Source organism: Richelia sinica FACHB-800 (assembly GCF_014698825.1).
Lineage (GTDB): Bacteria > Cyanobacteriota > Cyanobacteriia > Cyanobacteriales > Nostocaceae > FACHB-800.
Genome location: NZ_JACJTT010000004.1, coordinates 48780 through 68327, shown reverse-complemented (window position 1 = coordinate 68327; position 19548 = coordinate 48780). Strand labels below are relative to the sequence as shown.

Below are 19548 nucleotides of genomic sequence, written 5' to 3'. Positions count from 1 at the left end.
TTAGGAGGACTATCTATGGCGCTTGTACCCATGCGGCTGCTTTTGGATCACGCTGCTGAAAACGGTTACGGCATCCCCGCTTTTAACGTTAACAACCTAGAGCAGATTCAAGCCATCATGAAGGCGGCGGCTGAGACAGATAGCCCCGTAATCTTACAAGCCTCTCGCGGTGCTCGTTCTTATGCAGGGGAAAACTTCCTGCGCCACTTGATTTTGGCTGCGGTAGAAACCTACCCTCAGATTCCTATCGTTATGCACCAAGATCATGGTAATGCTCCTTCTACCTGCTATTCAGCAATCAAGAACAACTTCACCAGCGTGATGATGGACGGTTCTCTAGAAGCTGATGCTAAGACCCCTGCTAGCTTTGAATATAACGTTGCAGTTACCAAGGAAGTTGTTAACGTAGCTCACTCTTTAGGTGTCAGCGTTGAAGGTGAACTAGGTTGTTTAGGTTCCTTGGAAACCGGTGCAGGTGAAGCTGAAGACGGTCACGGTTTTGAAGGTACACTTGACCACTCCCAACTGTTAACCGACCCCGACCAAGCAGTTGAATTCGTAGAAGCAACTCAAGTAGACGCTTTAGCTGTTGCTATTGGTACCAGCCACGGTGCTTACAAATTTACCCGTAAGCCTACAGGCGAAATTTTGGCTATCAGCCGGATTGAAGAAATTCACCGCCGCTTACCCAACACCCACTTGGTAATGCACGGTTCTTCTTCCGTACCCGAAGATTTGATTGCCCTAATTAACGAATTTGGTGGTGCAATTCCTGAAACCTACGGTGTACCAGTAGAAGAAATTCAAAAAGGTATCAAGAGCGGTGTACGTAAGGTAAATATCGACACCGACAACCGTTTGGCTATCACCGCTGCCGTTCGTGAAGCTTTAGCAAAAGCTCCCAAGGAATTCGATCCTCGTCACTTCCTCAAGCCTTCTATTAAATACATGCAGAAGGTTTGTGCTGACCGCTATGAGCAATTTGGCACTGCTGGTAACGCAAGCAAGATTAAGCAAGTTTCTTTAGAAGATTTTGCTGCTAAATATGCTAAAGGCGAATTAGTAATGAAAGCTGCTGCTAAAGTTTAATTTTTTAAATTTTTCTCAGTAATAAACAGGGTGTAGCTATACTATACCCATATATAAAGAAGCCGGGAGCGTTTTAGTTTCCCGGTTTTTTGTTGTTAGCAAATAGTGAGTTTAATTTCAGCGATCGCTACTCCTGGTTTTCCCCTGCATCTGCTAAAATCATGCCCCGGTCAATAATCATGATATTTTCGCGGGTTTGCCGTCGTCATAGTTAGTTCCAGGTGTGATGCGGTAATTCAGTAAAAGGAGAAACCCCACATACATGGGTATTCTCCATAGTCTCTAAAATACGCGATGTTGTAAGGATGGCATTTGTCTACGGACTTGTTCTAATCTGGTGGGTTTAATTTCGGCGATCGCTACTCCTGGTTTTTCTCCAGCATCTGCTAAAATTGTGCCCCAGGGGTCGATAATCATGGCGTGTCCATGAGTTTGACGACGCGCGTAGTTGGTTCCAGTTTGCGCTGGTGCAATGACGTAACAGGTATTTTCTATGGCTCTAGCTTGTAATAATACTTGCCAATGGTCTTTGCCTGTAAATGCAGTGAAAGCAGCAGGAATAAACACCACATCACAGCCTTTATCTGCAAGATGGCGGTAAAGTTCTGGGAAGCGCACATCATAACAAATGGAAACGCCAATATTACCCAAATCACTGGACGGATAGATAGATGGTAATTCTTTACCAGCCATCACAGTGCTTGATTCTTGATAAGTATTACCGTCGGGAACGTTAACGTCAAACAGGTGAACTTTTTGGTAACGGATGAGTTCTTGACCGTTGGGGTCTACTAAAATACTAGTGTTATAAACCTTGCCAGTATCGGGTACGGGGACAGGAAAGCTACCACCAAGAATGGTAATTTGAAAGCGTTGTGCCATAATCTTGATGAACTGCTCACTTTTTTGGGCTATGACATCTCCTTGAGCTAGTTTTTCTTTCTCGTCTCCCATAAAGGAGAAATTTTCTGGTAACCCCACTAACTCTGCACCTTGACGCACGGCCAAATCAATTAATTCTTCCGCTTGTGCCAAATTTTTCTCTAAATTCGGCACGCTGGTCATTTGAATAGCAGCAGCTAAATAAGACTTCATAGATTCAACAACAAAAAAATGGATATAAGTGGGATAGATTCTTAAATATATCGTTACTTCTAGATTGGTTAAGCCTAGTTAAAATTGCCTAATTTGCAATTTTTTGGCAGATACTAACTATCCCTTGGGTCTTATCTTAATATTCCTGTTGGTTCTAGGAAACAGAAAATTTTGGTTCCTATTTCCTGTTTGCTGGGGTAATGGGATAAATACTGAGTTTTTTGTCAAAAAGGCGTGTATTCCACAGAAAAATAAATCCCATTTTCTTGGAGAGTATTGCCACTTCTGTTAACTTCCACCAAGGGAATACCCCAGTCTATTCTGGCATTGAATCTATCCCCAACGAGTAAGCGCAAACCTACACCGAAGGAAGATAAGGTACTTTTTGAGGGGCTGTCTTCTCCTCCAGAACTATTCCAAACAGTACCAAAATCAAAAAATGGTGTTAGTTGTACAGTAGTTTGCCATTGAGGAATTTTCACAATGGACGTGCGTATTTCTGCTGAAGCAAATAGACCATTATCTGCTAACAAGGTATCTTGACGATAGCCACGGACGCTGAGTTGTCCACCGACGCTGAATTGTTCCAGGGGGACTAGGGGGCGATCGCTAATTTGCAGATCAGACCTTAATAATAGAGTAGTATCTGGAGTTAACAGACGCAAGTATTGGGCTTGTCCCCGCCATGTAAAAAATTCACCGTCTGGAGATTCATTATTAATAGTCGCTCCAAAGGCATCAATGCCGATGCTAAATTGAGAACGGAGAGCAAATAACTGCTGACTATTCCGTTCAGTGTATTCTTGAAAAAACCGCAAGGCTGAAATTCTCGTTTCTCCCCTTGCATTGGCACCAGCAGATAAGGGATAAGGTTCATTGAGGAGAGATGTTTCTGATTCTTGCCGAGAAGCAGTTAATCCCACTGCAAACTCTTGATTAGGGGTTTGGTAAATGGGTTGTCGGTAGGTCAGCTGATAGCTGCGAGATTGGGATTGAATATCTAGTGCAGTAAAAGGTTTTTCAATAACGTTACTGTGGGTTTGACTGTAACTAAAACCGATAGTGCCGTTGTAGGGGTTAATGGGAACGGTGTAACTGAGGTCATCAATGGAGTTACTACCATCGGTGTTGACGTAACCAATATGGAAGCGATCGCCAAATCCCAGTAAGTTGTTATGATTAATTTTTACCTGACGACGCATACTACCCACACTAGGCGATCGCTGGTTATCTATACTAAATTGAGTGGAAAAAGCATCAGCTTCTCGCACTTTTATCTCTAATACACTCACCCCAGGCCGAGTACCTGCGGACAGTTCAGCAGATAAATTGCCAATCAGCGGGTCTAACTGCAACATCTGTAACGCTGTCAGCAACCGATTTTGATTTAAAGGTGCTTTACTCGCTAAAGCTAATCTACTGCGAACATAACCTGGATTGAGTCTTTGTAAACCTGTAACAGAAATCGACTCTACTTCCCCTTCAATTACCTGGATTTTCACCACACCATTTTGCAATTCTTGGGGAGGAATAAATGCTCCAGAGGTGATGTAACCTGATTTAAGATACAGTTGGGTGACGGCTTCCTGGGCCTGAAGTAACTCTGCAAAGGAAATGGGTTGATTGGTGAATGGTTGCAGTACCTTGATTAATTCCTCCTGGCTAAAAACAGTGCTACCAATGACTTCAAATTGTCTGACTGTGATTTTACCGGGTATTTGCTCTAAGGAAGGTTGGGGAACTGATGGGGTAGTTTCTGGTTTTGGTAATAATTCTTCCAGGGGTGGTAAAGGTTGCGGTTCTGGTAACGGCTGGGGAGTAGGTAAAATGGGAGTCTGGGGTAGTGCCTCTGGAAGTGTCTGCGCTGGGGTCACATTTTGGGTGACAACTTGGGCATGAGCAGGCAATAAATTATAGAAGATAAGCAAGTCAAAAAATAAACAGAAAACATTAAATATTCCGGTACGGGAAGTATTATTTGTATTGTCTCTGGATTTACTGTTCACTGTGATTAAATACACTTGGTTTTTAAATACTTAAATAACAAAATTGCTCATTCAAGCTGAAAAAGCAGGAAAATTGAGACTATCTAGCGATATTTGGTATATTTAAGTAATACATTTGCATTATCTTTGAGTTAAAATGATACATCTAGTCTTCATTATTCAAGATATCAATGTTTGGTCAGAATTATACAAACCTCATACAAATTAAAGATTAAAAGTTCAAAATTAAATAAGTATGTTTTCATAGGTATTCATTCTTGTTTCATATGGGTATGAATTTTTGACCTCTTCAACATCACAACAGGGAAGATGAGTAGCTGTGAAGATGAGAAAAACTTCAATTTCTGCTTTTAGGGTGTTAATAACCAATTAATCCCCTTTCTCCGTTCACAGTGAGGAGTGGGAGTGAAGCTCATAAATTTTACGTATTATTGCTACCAAAAAGGTTAGAAAATTGTCAGATAATCAAACAGAAAAAATCACAGAATTTGCCGTTCAGCCTTTCCCATGGTGGAAGCAACAACTTCTAAATTTTGCAGCATCTATAATATTTTATACTATTATTCCCTTACCTTATTTCCCTGGTTTAGATTTTCAAAAGGTCGCATACTTTACACCAATTATCGGCTTGATGATTGGGGGAATCCTGTGTGCTTTGGATATAGGGATGAATTATTTAGGTGTTCCAGTATTAACTCGCAGTGTTGCGGTAGTCTTAGTTTGGCTGTGGCTGACGGGAGGTTTACATTTAGATGGGGCAATGGATACAGCGGATGGGTTAGCGGTCACTGATCCCAAAAGACGGTTAGAGGTGATGGTAGATAGTGCTACTGGGGCATTTGGGGCTATGGCAGCGATCGCTATTTTATTATTAAAAACCACTGCTCTCACAGATATCAGCACAAATCGAGATTTAGCAATTATAGCTGCTTGTGGTTGGGGAAGGTGGGGACAACAGGTAGCGATCGCTTTTTATCCCTATCTCAAACCTACAGGTAAAGGCGCAATTCATAAACAAGCAATTCGTACCTACCGCGATTTATTGCCAGGATGGTTGTTGCTGGTTGGTTGGAGTGGGATAGTTTGGTGGATAAATGGTGATAATTTCAGTTTAGCAATAGGGATGGTAATTATTGGTAGTGCGATCGCTTGCATCATCCCTGCTTGGTTTCATCATCAATTAGGTGGACACACAGGAGATACCTATGGTGCAGTAGTCGAGTGGAGTGAAGCCTTATTTCTCTGTATTCTCACCATTTTTCATTAAAGCTGGTTAAACCTCTCTGTTCTATCAACCTTGTAGAGAAGTTCCATGGAACCTCTCTACATTTTGTTTCTGCCGTTGCTGAATCAGAGTATGAAATGCAAAAATTACCTTTGTTTTTCCTCGTACCTTTGCACCTTCGCATCTATGGGTGAGACAAATTCATATTCTCAATCAGCAACGCTCTTTTTCTCTACCTGCGCTGACTTCATTTCATCGGTTGCAACTTCGTCACCTTGAGTTTAAAGTTACCTACACCAGTTTCACCAAATGAGCGCACACGGATAATATAAGTTCCCGTTTCTGTAATTCGGGTAAACAACAAAGAATTACTTGTACCATCAGGGCCATCATCATTTTCTGCCAAGGTAGAACCATCAGGAGCCAGCAAGGTAATCATACTATCAAAATTGTCCGATGATAAATCCACAGCCAGATTATCACCCTTGCTTAACTTAACAATATAATCCCGTGCAAATCCCCCTTGACCTGTGGGGATATCCTTGTCGGATAGAGTATCAGAAATTTCTGTGCTATTAGCGAGAGGAATGGGGCTATACAATTTATTTTGAGCTAATGCCGTACTCATACCTATGCCTAAACTCAGCAAGGTAGTTGGAAAGAGGATAATTCGGATTAAACTTACAGCCAAAAATTTATTCATAAAATATGAACCGCATTCCCACAAACACAGGATCAACAGTGAAATGAGCAGTATTGCCGCCAAATTGATGATGACTGCTCCCTACCACTAGGCCAATTATAGATTTTTCAAATCTAGGTTGCCCAAAAAATTTGCCTGAAGAAGATTGCTGACTGAGATTCAATCTCTGGGAATACGGAATAAATTTACATACTTGTGAATTCGCAGTATAAATAAATTTCTATCTCCCCACATCCCCAAAAATCGCTATCATCCAAAAGAACGGGAAAGCGATCGCACTACCCATATTTTTCCCAAATGCGATCACATCCCATCATCCCAAACAGCGCTCTCCCATCATTCCCAAACAGCGATTCCTACGGACTGCTTCCCTATTCCTGTTTCATTAATTTCTTAGTAACGCCCGAAATCCCATTTGATTAAAATGATCATCGGCAGTTAGAGCATCAGTAATTCCTCGATTTTGCATCAAAATACATGATATGCAGTCAACCAATCCCCATTCTTTATCTTGACGACTTCTGAATAGTTGAAAAGCAGCATTGTACAGTTCATTAGTTAGAGGAACTATTTCAACGTTTGGGTCTGATTTCAGGGATTCAAGAAGTTGGACTGCGGCGGTTCTATATCTTTACTTAGAAAGAGCATTGCCAATTTCTAGTAAAATCGCTTGAGTTGTAACGAGATGAGAATTTTGAGCTTCAATTTGTTCAGCAAGCTCAACTGCTCTGGCATGATTTTGATCTGTAATTGCAGATAATGCTATCGCAAAAGATGTATCTAAAAAAAATTCATTCATTTTCTGAGGTATTTTCCTCATGCAAATACTGGTCTATATTGGTTGACCAGTCTGGTTTACCTCGTAAATTTAAAGATTTGGCAGTTTGCAAGAATGTTTTTGGTTTTGGTTTTTTATCTGGTAACACACTTTCAACAATAATCCGAACACGCGTACCTGATTTGATGTTTAAAGGTACTTCAGGAAGAAGGGCTGCACCATCGAACAGAGCATCTAAGGTTTGAATCATAACTGTTTCCCATACTGCATTACTGCCATTATATCGCCTTCAATTTTTTCATTAAACAGCGATCGCTCTCCCACTATTCCCAAACAGCGATCACCCTCCCATATCCCCACAAAAGCGATCGCACATCCTCACATCCCCAAACAGCGATCGCTCTCCCATCATTCCCAGAATAGCGATCGCACCTCCCCACATCTCCCTAAAAGTGATCGCACTCCCACCATTCCCAAACAGCGATCGCCCTCCCATCATTCCCAGAATAGCGATCGCTCTCCGCACATCCCCAAGATGTAGGGGTTTAGCAATGCTAAACCCCTACCGCCATTGTTCATAGAAATGAGATCAAACTGGATCGAACTGAACTATATCTATAGATATAGATTAAGCTTTAGGAACTCTAATATATCTATTAGGATTACTTGCATAGTAATCAACAATACGATGTAGTGTTCCAGCTCCTCCACCGTCATAATTTGCACTATAGTGGGACTCTGAAAGTACAACTCTTTTAGCACCTGAACTATCAATATAAACCTTCTCAACTACGGCTACATGACCTGCTGTACCAGATATCCATTGTGCAATATCACCAACTTGTACGTCATTAATACCTACAATGGTCGCTCCATTAGAAAGCTGATTATGCCATTGATTAGCATTACCAGACATCGAGTTAAGTGCAGCAGTGCTGCCACCCAGTTCTTTCACACGACCGTGAGCGTACCAAGTACAATTTCCTTCTGTATAACCAGTACCATTAATAAGACTCGAACCATACATTGATTGAGCAAAAATGTTTCCAGTCGTATAGAACTGAGGGCGGTCTTTAAAATATTGTGCACTTTGTTGAGTCAGTAGAGGGGTAAATGGATCTGATGAAGGCGGTGATGCAATAATACTGAAATTACGATTACTTACATCATAAACATTACCATTATTAATACTTGTAATCTTAATTGAGTAATCTGAACCTGCTGGTAAATTATTACCTAATATCCAATTTTCACTCCCGTCTGAAGGGGTATTACTAAATAAAGTTACGTAAAAATTGCCACCTTTGTAGAGATCGATATTGACATTTTCAGCAATATTATCAGTCCAAGTTATATTCAAACTTGATCCTGCTTGTAAGGATTCGCTACCATTGGGTGAATTGATTGTAATATAGAATGAAAAATCAATATCTTTTATATAACTTGTAGATATATTAACATCTCCATTAAAATCGCCAGTTTTAAAGTTATAGTTATTAGCGCTCATGGCATAACCACTACGAGGAGTATAGGGCTGACCAGCATTAAATGTTCCATCTCCATTGGATAACCAGACAACTACAGATTCATTATTGACGAAATGAATTAAATCAGTTTTATTATCTCCATTAAAATCGCCAGTTTTAAAGTTATAGTTATTAGCACTCATGGCATAACCACTACGAGGAGTGTAGGGCTGACCAGCATTAAATGTTCCATCTCCATTGGATAACCAGACAACTACAGATTCATTATTGACGAAATGAATTAAATCAGTTTTATTATCTCCATTAAAATCGCCAGTTTTAAAGTTATAGTTATTAGCACTCATGGCATAACCACTACGAGGAGTGTAGGGCTGACCAGCATTAAATGTTCCATCTCCATTGGATAACCAGACAACTACAGATTCATTATTGACGAAATGAATTAAATCAGTTGTTTCAACCGATTGATCATTATCGCCAATTTTCACAGTGGCAGTTTTCGCGGTGCCTAAACTGTAACCTGTTCCGGTGGCTAAGTTGAGGGTGACTGTTTCTGTGGGTTCGGAAATGCTGTCGTTGATGGGTGCGACATTAATGGTAGCTGTGGATGCGCCGGCAGCAAAGGTGACTGTCCCCGGTAAACTGGTGTAATCTGTTCCCTTAGTAGCTGTGCCTGTAATTGTGTAATTAATGGTTTGAGATGAAGCTAAATTACCGATGCGGGTGAGGGTAAATCTTCCAGGATTTGTAGTTTGTCCTGTTACTGTTTCCCCCGCAGTGGCATCTGTAGCGGCAATGGTAATGACGGGGATATCATTATCGGTAATTTTCACAGTGGCAGTTTTCGCGGTGCCCAAACTGTAACCTGTCCCTGCGGCTAAGTTGAGGGTGACTGTTTCTGTGGGTTCGGAAATGCTGTCGTTGATGGGTGCAACATTAATTGTGGCGGTGGATGCACCGGCAGCAAAGGTGACTGTCCCCGGTAAACTGGTGTAATCTGTTCCCTTGGTGGCTGTGCCTGTAATTGTGTAATTAATGGTTTGGGATGCAGCTAAATTGCCGATGCGGGTGAGGGTAAATCTTCCAGGATTTGTAGTTTGTCCTGTGATTGTTTCTCTGGCAGTGGCATCTGTAGCGGCAATGGTAATTATTGGTAGTGTTGATTGCTCAACGTTTAAAGATTGGCCATCTACGAAAATGGTAGTTGAGTCATCTTCAGTCTGAATTGCTGCAATTTGTTCATTATTGAGGTGTTGACCTGTAATGATGGCTGTCAACAATTGTCCTTCATCACCAGGTGTGTCATGCCGATTCAATTGGTTGTCAAGCCAATGCCCAATCTCTTCTAGTATGGTATCGGCAATTTTTCGACTTTCACTGTGAGTGATTAATTCTTGTGAAAGATAAATCTTTCCTATCTCTCCTGCAAAAGCACCCATTGTGTTTGTGGGGAATACAAATTCCTCTCTGACTTCAATGAGTGGCAAAGTGCTGAATTCACCTATTTGCCAGTTATTACCTATTTCATGTAGTTTTTCAATGTTGATATGATTTCCGAAGATAGATTGGATTAATTGTTGAAAATGAGGGGCTGTTGCAATCTGTTGTAGTTTTGGGTATACCTCCTGTTGGAGGATAGTAGAAATACTTTGATATGGTAGCTGTATGCTGCTAGGGTCTATATTCTCTGTATTCCCCACTAAAGAGCCATCTCTATCACTGATGGAAAATATGGGTGATGAATTGTTAGTGTTCCTCTCACCAAGTGATGCTAGTGGAAATGGGTAATTGACTGGGTAATCTATTTGATGGTCAAACTGCCACCCAAAAACACTGTTCCATCTAGCAGTCGGAATAACAGCATTAAAAATTGCTTGATTTTCATGAATAACTGGTAATTGCTGTGGATAAGCCCCAAAATTGTGCAGATGTGCTGGAAGGGGATCAACAGATGTCGCCATACCATTGTCAGCACCTTTTTGCTCTAGTTCAGAAGCTGAATTAAAAAGGTTATGGTTCCCGTATAAATGTTGCTCATCCATAGCTATATTAATACACAGTTAGTCGATGTGCTAATTATATCAATGTTAATTTTTTTCGACGTAAAGCAATTAATAATTTTAAATAGCTAGGAATAAGCTTTAATAAAGAGCAATGCTTAATATCTAAGGGATATTACTTAAATTAACAGATTAAGATAGAGGACTAAAGGAAACATGTTTAGCAGAAATACAATCACTATGTGACCTTTATCCATAGATGGGATTTTGTTGGAAATTTACAGTAGTTTCATGACAAATTTATCCAGAAATTGATATTTTTGCGTAATTTTTCCACTTGGTTAATTACCGTATAATCTCGCTCACAAGAAACCAGTTTATTTTTTTATGCTGAATTTGTTATCTTACAAACACCAGAAAGATTGTTATGGCGCAACCAACCGCACTTGAGCAAGAAATGCTGGAATTGATGAACCGATTTCGGCTAAATCCTGCGGCAGAACTATCTTTGCTGCTGAATAGTTCAGATGCTGACGTTAAAAATGCTTTGGCTTATTTTAACGTGCGTCTAACAGAACTTACCAATCAGTGGAGTAGTTTGGTTGCGGCCCAACCTTTAGCTTGGTCGAGTTTACTCAACGAAGCTGCCGCTGGTCACAATCAATTTATGATTAATCAAGATCAGCAATCCCATCAGCTACCAGGAGAACCAAGTTTAGGCGATCGCGTTAATAATGTAGGATATACTAACTGGACAGGATTAGCAGAAAACGTCTTTGCCTACGGAAAATCTGTATTTCATGGCTACGCAGCCTTTGCCATCAACTGGGGACTCACATCTACAGGTATTCAAAACCCAGCCGCACATCGTGGCAACATGATAAATAATAATTTTCGAGAAGTAGGATTATCCATCACTCCAGAAAATAATCCTGCGACCTCCGTTGGGTCTTTAGTCGTCACACAAAACTTTGCTAATAATAATACCCTGACTAACAAAGGATATTTGTTAGGAGTAGCATTTCGAGATTTTGACCGAGATAATTTCTATGATGCTGGGGAAGGACTAGGAGATGTGCAAATTAATGTCACCAGACTCAATAGCACTCCTTTTCGGCAAAACTTAGGAACCATGAACGCTGGGGGTTATCAAACCCTGTTAGACCCAGGACAATATTTAGTCAGGTTTTTCCGTAACGGGAGTTTGGTGAGAAGTCAGACCACGACTATCAATGCTACCAATACCAGTAATGTTAAACTTGATTTGCAGCTAGATGTTGGCACAGCCCCTAACGCTGGTTTAGGAAAAATAGTTGGTACCCTGTTTAACGATTTAAATGGTAATGGTGTTTGGAATCAGTGGGAACCAGTCCTCAGTGGTTGGCAAGTATTTCTCGATAGTAACGGTAACAAAAAACTAGATAGTGGAGAAACTTCTGTTGTTACAGATGCCAACGGAGAATATAGCTTTAACAACTTAGCACCAGGAACTTACAACGTTGCGGAATTATTACCCTCTGGTTGGCAACAGACCGCACCTAACACTAACAGTCCCATTGGCTTAGAAACATACAAATTAGATGATGGGGTATTGGATGGAGCGATCACCTACACTTCTGGCGATACAATGATATTTAATGCCTTCACTGCCAAATCTGCAACAGAAACTCTCAACTCCATCACCGTTGGTTTATCCAGTTATGGAAATCCCCGCGCACTTTTCCTCTATCGAGATTTAAACGGTAATAATACCCCTGATAGCAACGAAAAAGTTCTCGAACTAGCAACAAATTTTACAGGTAACACTGGATTTGCTAACCTAGCCATCACACCCACCACCGTTAGCGGTACTTTCTTTGTTGCCGCTTTGTATCGAGGTAACGGTTCTAATAGCACCTGGATACCCAGAGATACAAATAACCCTAGTGGCAAATCATGGTTAGCCTTTAGTGCTGCTAATAGTTTCAACTCAGCTAACTTTTCTGCCGTGAATGTCACAGGTACTAATTGGTTATTACGAGCAAACACATCTGGCCCCCTATCTCAAGCTATCACCCTTAGTGCCAATCAAACTCTTGCCCAAGTTAATTTTGGTAATCAAAACGTTAATAATAATCAACCCCATATTTTCATTAATAATGTTCTAGCGACAGAAGGTAATAGCGGTAGCAGCAACGCCATATTTACCGTCAACCTTTCTCGTGCTAGCAGTCAAGTCGTTACAGTCAACTACGCAACTGCCAACCAAACTGCCAGCGCAGGTAGCGACTACAGTCGCACCACTGGTACACTCACCTTCAACCCAGGAGAAACCCAAAAAACCATCAATGTCGCGGTGCTAGGAGATACAGCATCAGAAGCTGATGAAAACTTTTTGGTCAATCTTGCTAACCCTACCAATGGCATGATTGGTGATAGTCAAGGTGTGGGGACAATTCTCAGCGATGACATTGCCACTATCTCGATTCAAAATCTGACAGTGGTGGAAGGGAGAGATAATCAAGCAGTCGTCAATGTTACCCTCAATGCACCCTCAACCCAAGCAGTTAGCGTCACCTATACAACCTCTGCTGGTACTGCCACAACCAATACTGACTTTACACCTATCACTGGTACACTCACCTTTAACCCTGGACAAACCCAAAGAACTCTCAATATTCCCATAGTCAATGATGCCCTGAATGAAGCTGATGAAACCTTTACTGTCACCTTAGCTAGTCCCAGTAACACACTTTTAGGCACATCTACAGCTACAGTCACAATTACGGATACCCTTCAATCTAGTGCGACTGCTATTCTCCCTAGCAATGTAGAAAATTTGACTTTAACAGGAACAACAGCCATTAACGGCACAGGTAATGCTGGGCACAACCGAATCACAGGGAACAGTGGCAATAACATACTTACTGGCTTAGATGGTAATGATATCTTCACAGGTGGAGGAGGAAAAGATACATTAACTGGAGGATTAGGACAAGATAGATTTAATTATCAAACCCTTACCCATTCTTTATTAAATAACTTTGATCGCATCACCGACTTTAACGCTAATGCAGGTCAAGATTTATTTCAATTATCCACCCAACGTAGTGGATTTATTAATGTGGGTGCAGTAGCAACCTTAGATAATGCAGGTATCACAGCCAAATTAACTACCACTAACTTTGGTACTAATTTTGCCGCACAATTTACTTTTGGGAGTAGAACTTTTGTGGCTATTAATGATGGTATAGCAGGATTCAATGCCACGACCGATGGCATTGTGGAAGTGACTGGATTCACAGGTACAATCAACATTAATGATTTTATTTAATCCCAAAGCTGCTGACATCAACATCATCATTCCATCAAAATCACTCTACCTACTCTCAACTTGATTAACTTTCCCAAATTAATTAACTCAACCAAATGTGATGAAGTAGACTTCAGTTCAACCCAAAAATCAACCAACAGAGGAAGACCGGTGAAGGTTGTGAAAGTGACGGTAATTCAATAATTAAAGGAAATTAGTGACATTATATACATTGAATTTTTCTCTATGACTTACTGAGATGATCAAAAATCTTCATTGAGAGAGAGGAAAAACATTCTATGTGTAGAGATGTTGCGTAGATTCTTAAGACTTGAAATAATTGACGACTTGCCTTCTAAAATTGAAACTATTCTGTCCGAACCTTATTAATAAATCTGATCGTGTCAGAGGGGGTAAAATGAGCCGTCCAATCATTCTTGGTATTGTCGGTGATAGTGCTGCTGGAAAAACAACACTAACCAGAGGAATTGCTCAGGTACTTGGGCCGGAAAATGTTACCCTCATCTGTACAGATGATTATCATCGGTATGATCGTCAACAACGAGCAGAAATTGGCATTACAGCGCTCCATCCTGACTGCAATTATTTAGATATTATGCAGCAGCATTTATCACTATTACGCACAGGACAGGCAATTCTCAAACCAGTTTACAGCCACAGTACAGGAACCTTCGAGCCACCAAAATATATCAAACCCAATAAGTTTGTAATTATTGAAGGACTGCTTGGTTATTCTACTCGTGCGGCCCGTGACGCTTACGATGTGAAAGTCTATCTTGCTCCTCCAGAAGAACTACGCGCTAAATGGAAAATTAAGCGAGATACCCAAAAACGGGGTTATACAGAAGAACAAGTGAGAGCAGAACTAGACAAACGTGAACCAGACTCCGAACACTATATTCGTCCGCAAAGACAATGGTCTGATATCGTTGTCACCTTTTATCCACCCCAGGATGCTGAAGATGAAGCTAATGGGCATTTAAATGTCAGGTTGGTCTTGCGTCCTACCATTCCCCATCCAGATTTTACCCAAATTGTTCACTCTAGTGATGGTGATGCTCATGCAGCTGTGCGGTTAGGACTAGGCCGAGATATGGGTAAACCAGTGGATGTATTAGAAGTAGATGGACACGCAACCTTAGAACAGGTGAATAAAATAGAGCATGTCATGTGTTCAGATATGCCTTATCTGCAAAATGTATGCGATCGCGAAATTAACCCCGAATTAGGTAAAATAGCTGGTACAACAGGGGAAACACTTCAAAGCTATCCCCTAGCTATCACCCAATTAATCATTACTTACCATATGTTGAAGGCTACACAAATTTATCAGTAGTGAATTCAATTCCCTCTGGCAAATAATCCAAAGCCGTAGAAACATGATTAGACATCTGGTGAAAATGAATGTAGAGAGGTTCCGGTGGAACGTCTCTACAAGGGTTTTACCTTTAATTACCACCGGATATCTATTAGTTATGTTTTTACATAATTAAATATATTTAAATTGATATAATTTGTGCCACAGATTGCGAGTAACTGCACCGACGCTTAAATCTATATCCCCATCTACAGGAACTCGGATAATCAGATTAACCTTTTCCTTTCAATCTTGTCATGGTGCTGTTTTCGCTTTATATCTATATAGATACTATGCAATTTCTTGAACAACATGACAACGGAAAAGCTAACTTGGTTTCGCTTGGCCTTACAACTTAAAGGTTCTGTTATTACAGCGATTTACCAAAGAGTTCTCTGGTGTGGAGTATTTGGGTTATTAATTTCTATACTTTATTACTATAAATTACCAGTTTCTCAACCTGTCTTAGGCAGTGTTATTCCCAGTATAGTTTTAGGTTTATTATTAGTATTTCGCACTAATACAGCTTACGAACGCTTTTGGGAAGGGAGAAAATGCTGGGGTGCTATAGTCAATACAACCCGCAACTTAGCCAGACAAATTTGGGTATGTGTAGATGAAAAAATACCAGAGGATAAAGACAATAAAATTGCCGCATTAAACTTGTTAGTTGCTTTTTCTGTAGCTACTAAATTGCATTTACGTTCCGAACCTATGAACGGTGATTTAGAAGAGTTAATGCAATATTCCCAGTATATCAAACTTAAAATTATGAATAATCCACCCTTAGAGGTGGCATTTTGGATTAGTGATTATTTACAACAACAATACAATCGTAAATGCCTCAATAGCTACCAGTTGACATCCATGGAAGAGTTATTGAACATTTTAGTAGATAATTTAGGGGCTTGTGAACGAATTTTAAGAACACCAATGCCTTTAGCTTATGCAATTCATCTCAAGCAGCTATTGTTATTATATTGTTTATTATTACCCTTTCAAATTGTTCAAAGTCTAGGCTGGTGGACAGGTTTAATTACTGCTTTAGTTAGCTTCACTTTATTAGGTATTGAAGCTATAGGTTTAGAAATCGAAAACCCCTTCGGTTATGATGCTAACGATTTACCCTTGGATACAATTTGTCAAACTATGAAACGGAATATTGATGATTTAATTAGCTTGACTCCTAGCGTGCATTCTCACAAAGAAACTGTCTCTGAATCGAATAATTAGGAATTTGTCGATTTTCTCTGAGCGACTAGGCTTTAAACAATTACCTATTAATATAATCTGACGAGGAAAATGGCGTTTCCATCGGGTCTTTAGCAAACTACCAAATTCCCCATTGCCAGATTGATAAACGAGTTAATTTTGATTAAGTTGCAAAAATTAACAACTGAAAATGATTTTGTTTGTAGGAATCTTGAAATCGGTAATTCTTAAGTTCCCACTGCACCAGAGTAAATTAAACCCCGTTGCATATCCAAAGTTAAAATTGCCCCATCTCTAATGACTTGTGTGGCTTGTTTTACACCAACAATTACAGGCACACCAAGACGTAACCCAATAACAGCAGCATGACTCGTTAAACTTTCTTCTTCTGTAATAATTCCACCTGCTTTGCGAATTGCTTCAACATAATCAGCACCAGTACGAGGTGCAACTAAAATATCACCTTGGTTAAAGTTACTGACATCAAGGGCATTATGTGCTACTCTAGCGCGGCCACTTACAGAACCTTGACCTAAGCCAATTCCTTGACCTAGTACCGCAGTTACTACTTCAACTTTAATTAAATCTGTAGACCCAGACACACCTTGAAGTGTGCCCGCAGTCATGACAACTAAATCGCCTTCAGAAAGTAAACTTTTCTCTTGGGCAACATTAATAGCTGCTTGAAATGTTTGTCCTGTAGAAGGTAATTCTAATACCAACAAAGGCTTCACGCCCCAAACTAACTGTAACTGTCGAGCGACATTAACATGGGGTGTAACGGCTAAAATCGGTGTGGTGGGGCGGAATTTAGAGACGTTGCGTGCAGTGGCACCGGTTTGGGTCAAAGTCATAATTGCAGCTGCACCTAAGTTCTCAGCTATTTGACCCACAGCTTGGCTGATAGCATTGGGAATGGAACGGCGGTTATCTCGTCCATGACGGGAGGTGTAATTTTGAGATACTTCCTGTTCAATCCGTTCTGCGATTCTCGCCATTGTGGCTACAGCTTCCACTGGATAGCTACCCACAGCAGTTTCGTTGGAAAGCATGACTGCATCTGTACCATCTAAAATGGCGTTGGCTACGTCGGATACTTCCGCACGGGTGGGTCGAGGATTACTCACCATGCTATCTAGCATTTGAGTAGCGGTGATGATGGGAATTCCCAAACGGTTGGCGGTAGCAATTAGACGCTTTTGCAAGACCGGAACATCCTCTGCTGGTAGTTCTACACCTAAGTCGCCTCTAGCCACCATCACACCGTCACACAAAGACAGCACAGACTCCATTTGTTCTATGGCTTCGTGTTTTTCGATTTTGGCGACTACAGGCACATTTTTACCTGTGCTGGAGATTAGTTCTTTAATTTCGATTAAGTCTTGGGGGTTGCGAACAAAGGAAAGTGCTACCCAATCTACACCTTGGTCAAGACCAAACATCAGATCCTCGCGGTCTTTGTCGGTCATGGCTTTGATGGATAGGTAAACTCCTGGAAAGTTTACCCCTTTGTTGTTGGAGAGTTTACCGGCAACTGTGACTCGACAGTATAAATCACCTTTTTCTCGGTTGATATCCTCCACAACCATTTCTACTCTTCCATCATCCAGGAGGATTTTTGCGCCGACGGGGACTTCATCTGCTAGGTAATCATAGGTGACGCAGCTAATTTCCTGTGTACCCGCGACGGGACGATTTGTTAAAGTAAAGCGATCGCCTTTTGCTAAAACTATAGAGCCATTTTCAAACTTACCCAAACGAATTTTTGGCCCTTGCAAGTCTTGCAAAATTGCCACAGGTTGATTAAGTTCAAAAGCAGTTTGGCGAATCAGGCGAATATTGCGTTGATGGTCAGCGTGAGTACCATGAGAAAAATTGAGCCGCAACGTTGTTGCACCAGCTTCAATAATTGCCTTCAGCATTTCTGGACTGCTAGTGGCAGGCCCTATGGTAGCAACAATTTTAGTTCGGCGCAGAGAATCTCTTAATTGCATAAGGACTGAATTTCAGGGTCTATCTGGGAATTAATGGTAAATTGAGTAGCATTTCCTTTTCAGTCACTGCTATAGCAATGTCAGCAGTTAGGAAAAGCAAGCTCATTTGATTTGCTTCTATGTCTATTTCTGGGTGAGAGTTGAGAAATAAGTATTTTTTACTTTTTTATACATCGCACCCCATACCTGCCTCAAGGAGGCTATGAGCAAAGACAAAGGTATAGTCTGGAATCATAGCGTTATTCTTATACTGATCGGCAATGAGATGAATAAATCTTGCTTTACATAACTTTACATATCTTTATTATTCACTAAGGATTTATCATATGATTTGTAATGTTTGATGAAGAAGGAGTTAATAATGCTCACGTCGGAGGCAAAAAAGCCACTGACAATCCCGCCTAAAGAACTGTTAGAGCCTCCTGGTGATTTCAATCCCACACTACTCATGTTTTTAGTAGTAGTGACAATGTTAGTTTTATCTAACTTTGGATATTGGGTTTGGGAATGGCCCCATTGGTTATGCTTTAGCATTAATACTTTAGCCTTACATTGCTCTGGGACAGTAATTCACGATGCTTGTCACCAGTCAGCCCATCGCAACCGAATTATTAATGCCATGTTAGGACATGGCAGTGCATTAATCTTAGCTTTTGCCTTTCCTGTCTTTACAAGGGTTCATTTACAGCATCATGGCCATGTGAATCATCCCAAAGACGACCCCGACCATTATGTGTCTACAGGTGGGCCATTGTGGCTCATAGCGGTGCGGTTTTTGTACCATGAGGTATTTTTCTTCCAACGGCGACTGTGGCGTAAATACGAGCTACTGGAATGGTTTATTAGCCGTTTGATTGTTGGTTCTATCGTTTATATTTCTGTCCAATATCATTTCTTGGGATATATTCTCAACTTTTGGTTTATTCCTGCCTTTATTGTGGGAATTGCCTTAGGGTTATTTTTTGATTATTTACCCCATCGTCCATTTGTGGAGCGCGATCGCTGGAAAAATGCCCGCGTCTATCCTGGTAAACTGTTGAATATCCTCATTTTGGGGCAGAATTACCACTTAATTCATCATCTGTGGCCTTCTATTCCTTGGTATAACTACCAGCCAGCTTACTATCTGATGAAACCACTATTGGATGAAAAAGGTAGTCCGCAAACTTCAGGGCTGTTACAGAAAAAGGATTTCTTTGAGTTTGTTTATGATATTTTCATTGGTATTCGCTTTCATCACCACACAGATATAAGAAATTAGCTACAGCGTAACTTTTGTCTAATCTCAA

The 19548-nt window shown here is 40.7% G+C and carries 14 protein-coding genes and 1 pseudogene; 7 read left to right on the top strand and 8 right to left on the bottom strand.

Going from position 1 to position 19548, the window contains the following annotated elements:
* Positions 1-15: 15 nt before the first annotated feature.
* The gene (gene fba, locus H6G73_RS05155) at positions 16-1089 is read left to right on the top strand and encodes a class II fructose-bisphosphate aldolase (protein WP_190601921.1); all 1074 of its coding nucleotides are present in this window, start codon (positions 16-18) and stop codon (positions 1087-1089) included.
* A gap of 282 nt (positions 1090-1371) precedes the next feature.
* Here fba and H6G73_RS05150 read toward each other — a convergent pair whose 3' ends face one another.
* Together H6G73_RS05150 and H6G73_RS05145 are read right to left on the bottom strand one after the other, a co-directional pair.
* A complete protein-coding gene (locus H6G73_RS05150; RefSeq protein WP_190601919.1) occupies positions 1372-2184 on the bottom strand; it encodes a carbon-nitrogen hydrolase family protein in 813 nt (270 codons plus the stop codon).
* A 224-nt stretch (positions 2185-2408) separates the two neighbouring features.
* On the bottom strand, positions 2409-4190 hold the full coding sequence (locus H6G73_RS05145; RefSeq protein WP_244997465.1) for a ShlB/FhaC/HecB family hemolysin secretion/activation protein: 1782 nt from the start codon (positions 4188-4190) through the stop codon (positions 2409-2411).
* Positions 4191-4668: 478 nt separating this feature from the next.
* On the opposite strand from H6G73_RS05145, the gene cobS reads away from it, so the two are divergent.
* Complete coding sequence (gene cobS, locus H6G73_RS05140; RefSeq protein ID WP_190602179.1) at positions 4669-5457, top strand: adenosylcobinamide-GDP ribazoletransferase; 789 nt, start codon at positions 4669-4671, stop codon at positions 5455-5457.
* Positions 5458-5662: 205 nt separating this feature from the next.
* Here the strand turns inward: cobS and H6G73_RS05135 are convergent, their stop codons facing one another.
* The 4 genes and pseudogenes from H6G73_RS05135 to H6G73_RS05125 form a co-directional block, all read right to left on the bottom strand.
* Positions 5663-6118 carry a PPC domain-containing protein gene (locus H6G73_RS05135; RefSeq protein ID WP_190601917.1) on the bottom strand — a complete coding sequence of 152 codons (456 nt, stop codon included), beginning with the start codon at positions 6116-6118 and terminating at the stop codon, positions 5663-5665.
* Between the two features lie 385 nt (positions 6119-6503).
* Positions 6504-6731: pseudogene (locus tag H6G73_RS24355) on the bottom strand (type II toxin-antitoxin system VapC family toxin); the annotation flags it as partial.
* 18 nt (positions 6732-6749) lie between these two features.
* Positions 6750-6917 carry a hypothetical protein gene (locus H6G73_RS24350; protein WP_242034121.1) on the bottom strand — a complete coding sequence of 56 codons (168 nt, stop codon included), beginning with the start codon at positions 6915-6917 and terminating at the stop codon, positions 6750-6752.
* Complete coding sequence (locus H6G73_RS05125; RefSeq protein ID WP_190601915.1) at positions 6910-7146, bottom strand: hypothetical protein; 237 nt, start codon at positions 7144-7146, stop codon at positions 6910-6912. The genes H6G73_RS24350 and H6G73_RS05125 overlap by 8 nt, the downstream gene beginning before the upstream one ends.
* Here H6G73_RS05125 and H6G73_RS05120 point away from each other — a divergent pair.
* A complete protein-coding gene (locus tag H6G73_RS05120; protein WP_190601913.1) occupies positions 7138-7437 on the top strand; it encodes a hypothetical protein in 300 nt (99 codons plus the stop codon). The genes H6G73_RS05125 and H6G73_RS05120 overlap by 9 nt on opposite strands.
* 87 nt (positions 7438-7524) lie before the next feature.
* On the opposite strand, the gene H6G73_RS05115 is transcribed toward H6G73_RS05120, so the two are convergent.
* Positions 7525-10425 (bottom strand): Calx-beta domain-containing protein, encoded by a 2901-nt coding sequence (locus H6G73_RS05115; RefSeq protein WP_190601911.1) that lies wholly within the window; start codon positions 10423-10425, stop codon positions 7525-7527.
* Between the two features lie 385 nt (positions 10426-10810).
* Between H6G73_RS05115 and H6G73_RS05110 the strand changes: the two genes are divergently transcribed.
* The 3 genes from H6G73_RS05110 (at position 10811) to H6G73_RS05100 (ending at position 16286) form a co-directional block, all read left to right on the top strand.
* Positions 10811-13696: a Calx-beta domain-containing protein gene (locus H6G73_RS05110; protein WP_190601909.1), complete on the top strand. Its 2886-nt coding sequence runs from the start codon at positions 10811-10813 to the stop codon at positions 13694-13696.
* 397 nt (positions 13697-14093) lie between these two features.
* The gene (locus H6G73_RS05105; RefSeq protein ID WP_190601907.1) at positions 14094-15032 is read left to right on the top strand and encodes a phosphoribulokinase; all 939 of its coding nucleotides are present in this window, start codon (positions 14094-14096) and stop codon (positions 15030-15032) included.
* A 333-nt stretch (positions 15033-15365) separates the two neighbouring features.
* Positions 15366-16286, top strand: coding sequence for a bestrophin family protein (locus tag H6G73_RS05100; protein WP_190601905.1), 921 nt, complete (start codon positions 15366-15368; stop codon positions 16284-16286).
* A 206-nt stretch (positions 16287-16492) separates the two neighbouring features.
* On the opposite strand, the gene pyk is transcribed toward H6G73_RS05100, so the two are convergent.
* Positions 16493-18259 (bottom strand): pyruvate kinase, encoded by a 1767-nt coding sequence (pyk, locus tag H6G73_RS05095; RefSeq protein WP_190601903.1) that lies wholly within the window; start codon positions 18257-18259, stop codon positions 16493-16495.
* A gap of 361 nt (positions 18260-18620) precedes the next feature.
* On the opposite strand from pyk, the gene crtR reads away from it, so the two are divergent.
* Positions 18621-19520 carry a beta-carotene hydroxylase gene (crtR, locus tag H6G73_RS05090; protein WP_190601901.1) on the top strand — a complete coding sequence of 300 codons (900 nt, stop codon included), beginning with the start codon at positions 18621-18623 and terminating at the stop codon, positions 19518-19520.
* The last annotated feature ends 28 nt before the right edge of the window (positions 19521-19548 follow it).

What these genes read in the sequence shown, in the direction of transcription:
- H6G73_RS05100 (WP_190601905.1), top strand. Translation starts at nt 15,366, where the DNA reads ATGACAACGGAAAAGCTAACTTGGTTTCGCTTGGCCTTACAACTTAAA.
- H6G73_RS05110 (WP_190601909.1), top strand. Translation starts at nt 10,811, where the DNA reads ATGGCGCAACCAACCGCACTTGAGCAAGAAATGCTGGAATTGATGAAC.
- crtR (WP_190601901.1), top strand. Translation starts at nt 18,621, where the DNA reads ATGCTCACGTCGGAGGCAAAAAAGCCACTGACAATCCCGCCTAAAGAA.
- H6G73_RS05150 (WP_190601919.1), bottom strand. Translation starts at nt 2,184, where the DNA reads ATGAAGTCTTATTTAGCTGCTGCTATTCAAATGACCAGCGTGCCGAAT.
- H6G73_RS24350 (WP_242034121.1), bottom strand. Translation starts at nt 6,917, where the DNA reads ATGAATGAATTTTTTTTAGATACATCTTTTGCGATAGCATTATCTGCA.
- H6G73_RS05115 (WP_190601911.1), bottom strand. Translation starts at nt 10,425, where the DNA reads ATGGATGAGCAACATTTATACGGGAACCATAACCTTTTTAATTCAGCT.
- H6G73_RS05105 (WP_190601907.1), top strand. Translation starts at nt 14,094, where the DNA reads ATGAGCCGTCCAATCATTCTTGGTATTGTCGGTGATAGTGCTGCTGGA.
- H6G73_RS05125 (WP_190601915.1), bottom strand. Translation starts at nt 7,146, where the DNA reads ATGATTCAAACCTTAGATGCTCTGTTCGATGGTGCAGCCCTTCTTCCT.
- pyk (WP_190601903.1), bottom strand. Translation starts at nt 18,259, where the DNA reads ATGCAATTAAGAGATTCTCTGCGCCGAACTAAAATTGTTGCTACCATA.
- fba (WP_190601921.1), top strand. Translation starts at nt 16, where the DNA reads ATGGCGCTTGTACCCATGCGGCTGCTTTTGGATCACGCTGCTGAAAAC.
- H6G73_RS05135 (WP_190601917.1), bottom strand. Translation starts at nt 6,118, where the DNA reads ATGAATAAATTTTTGGCTGTAAGTTTAATCCGAATTATCCTCTTTCCA.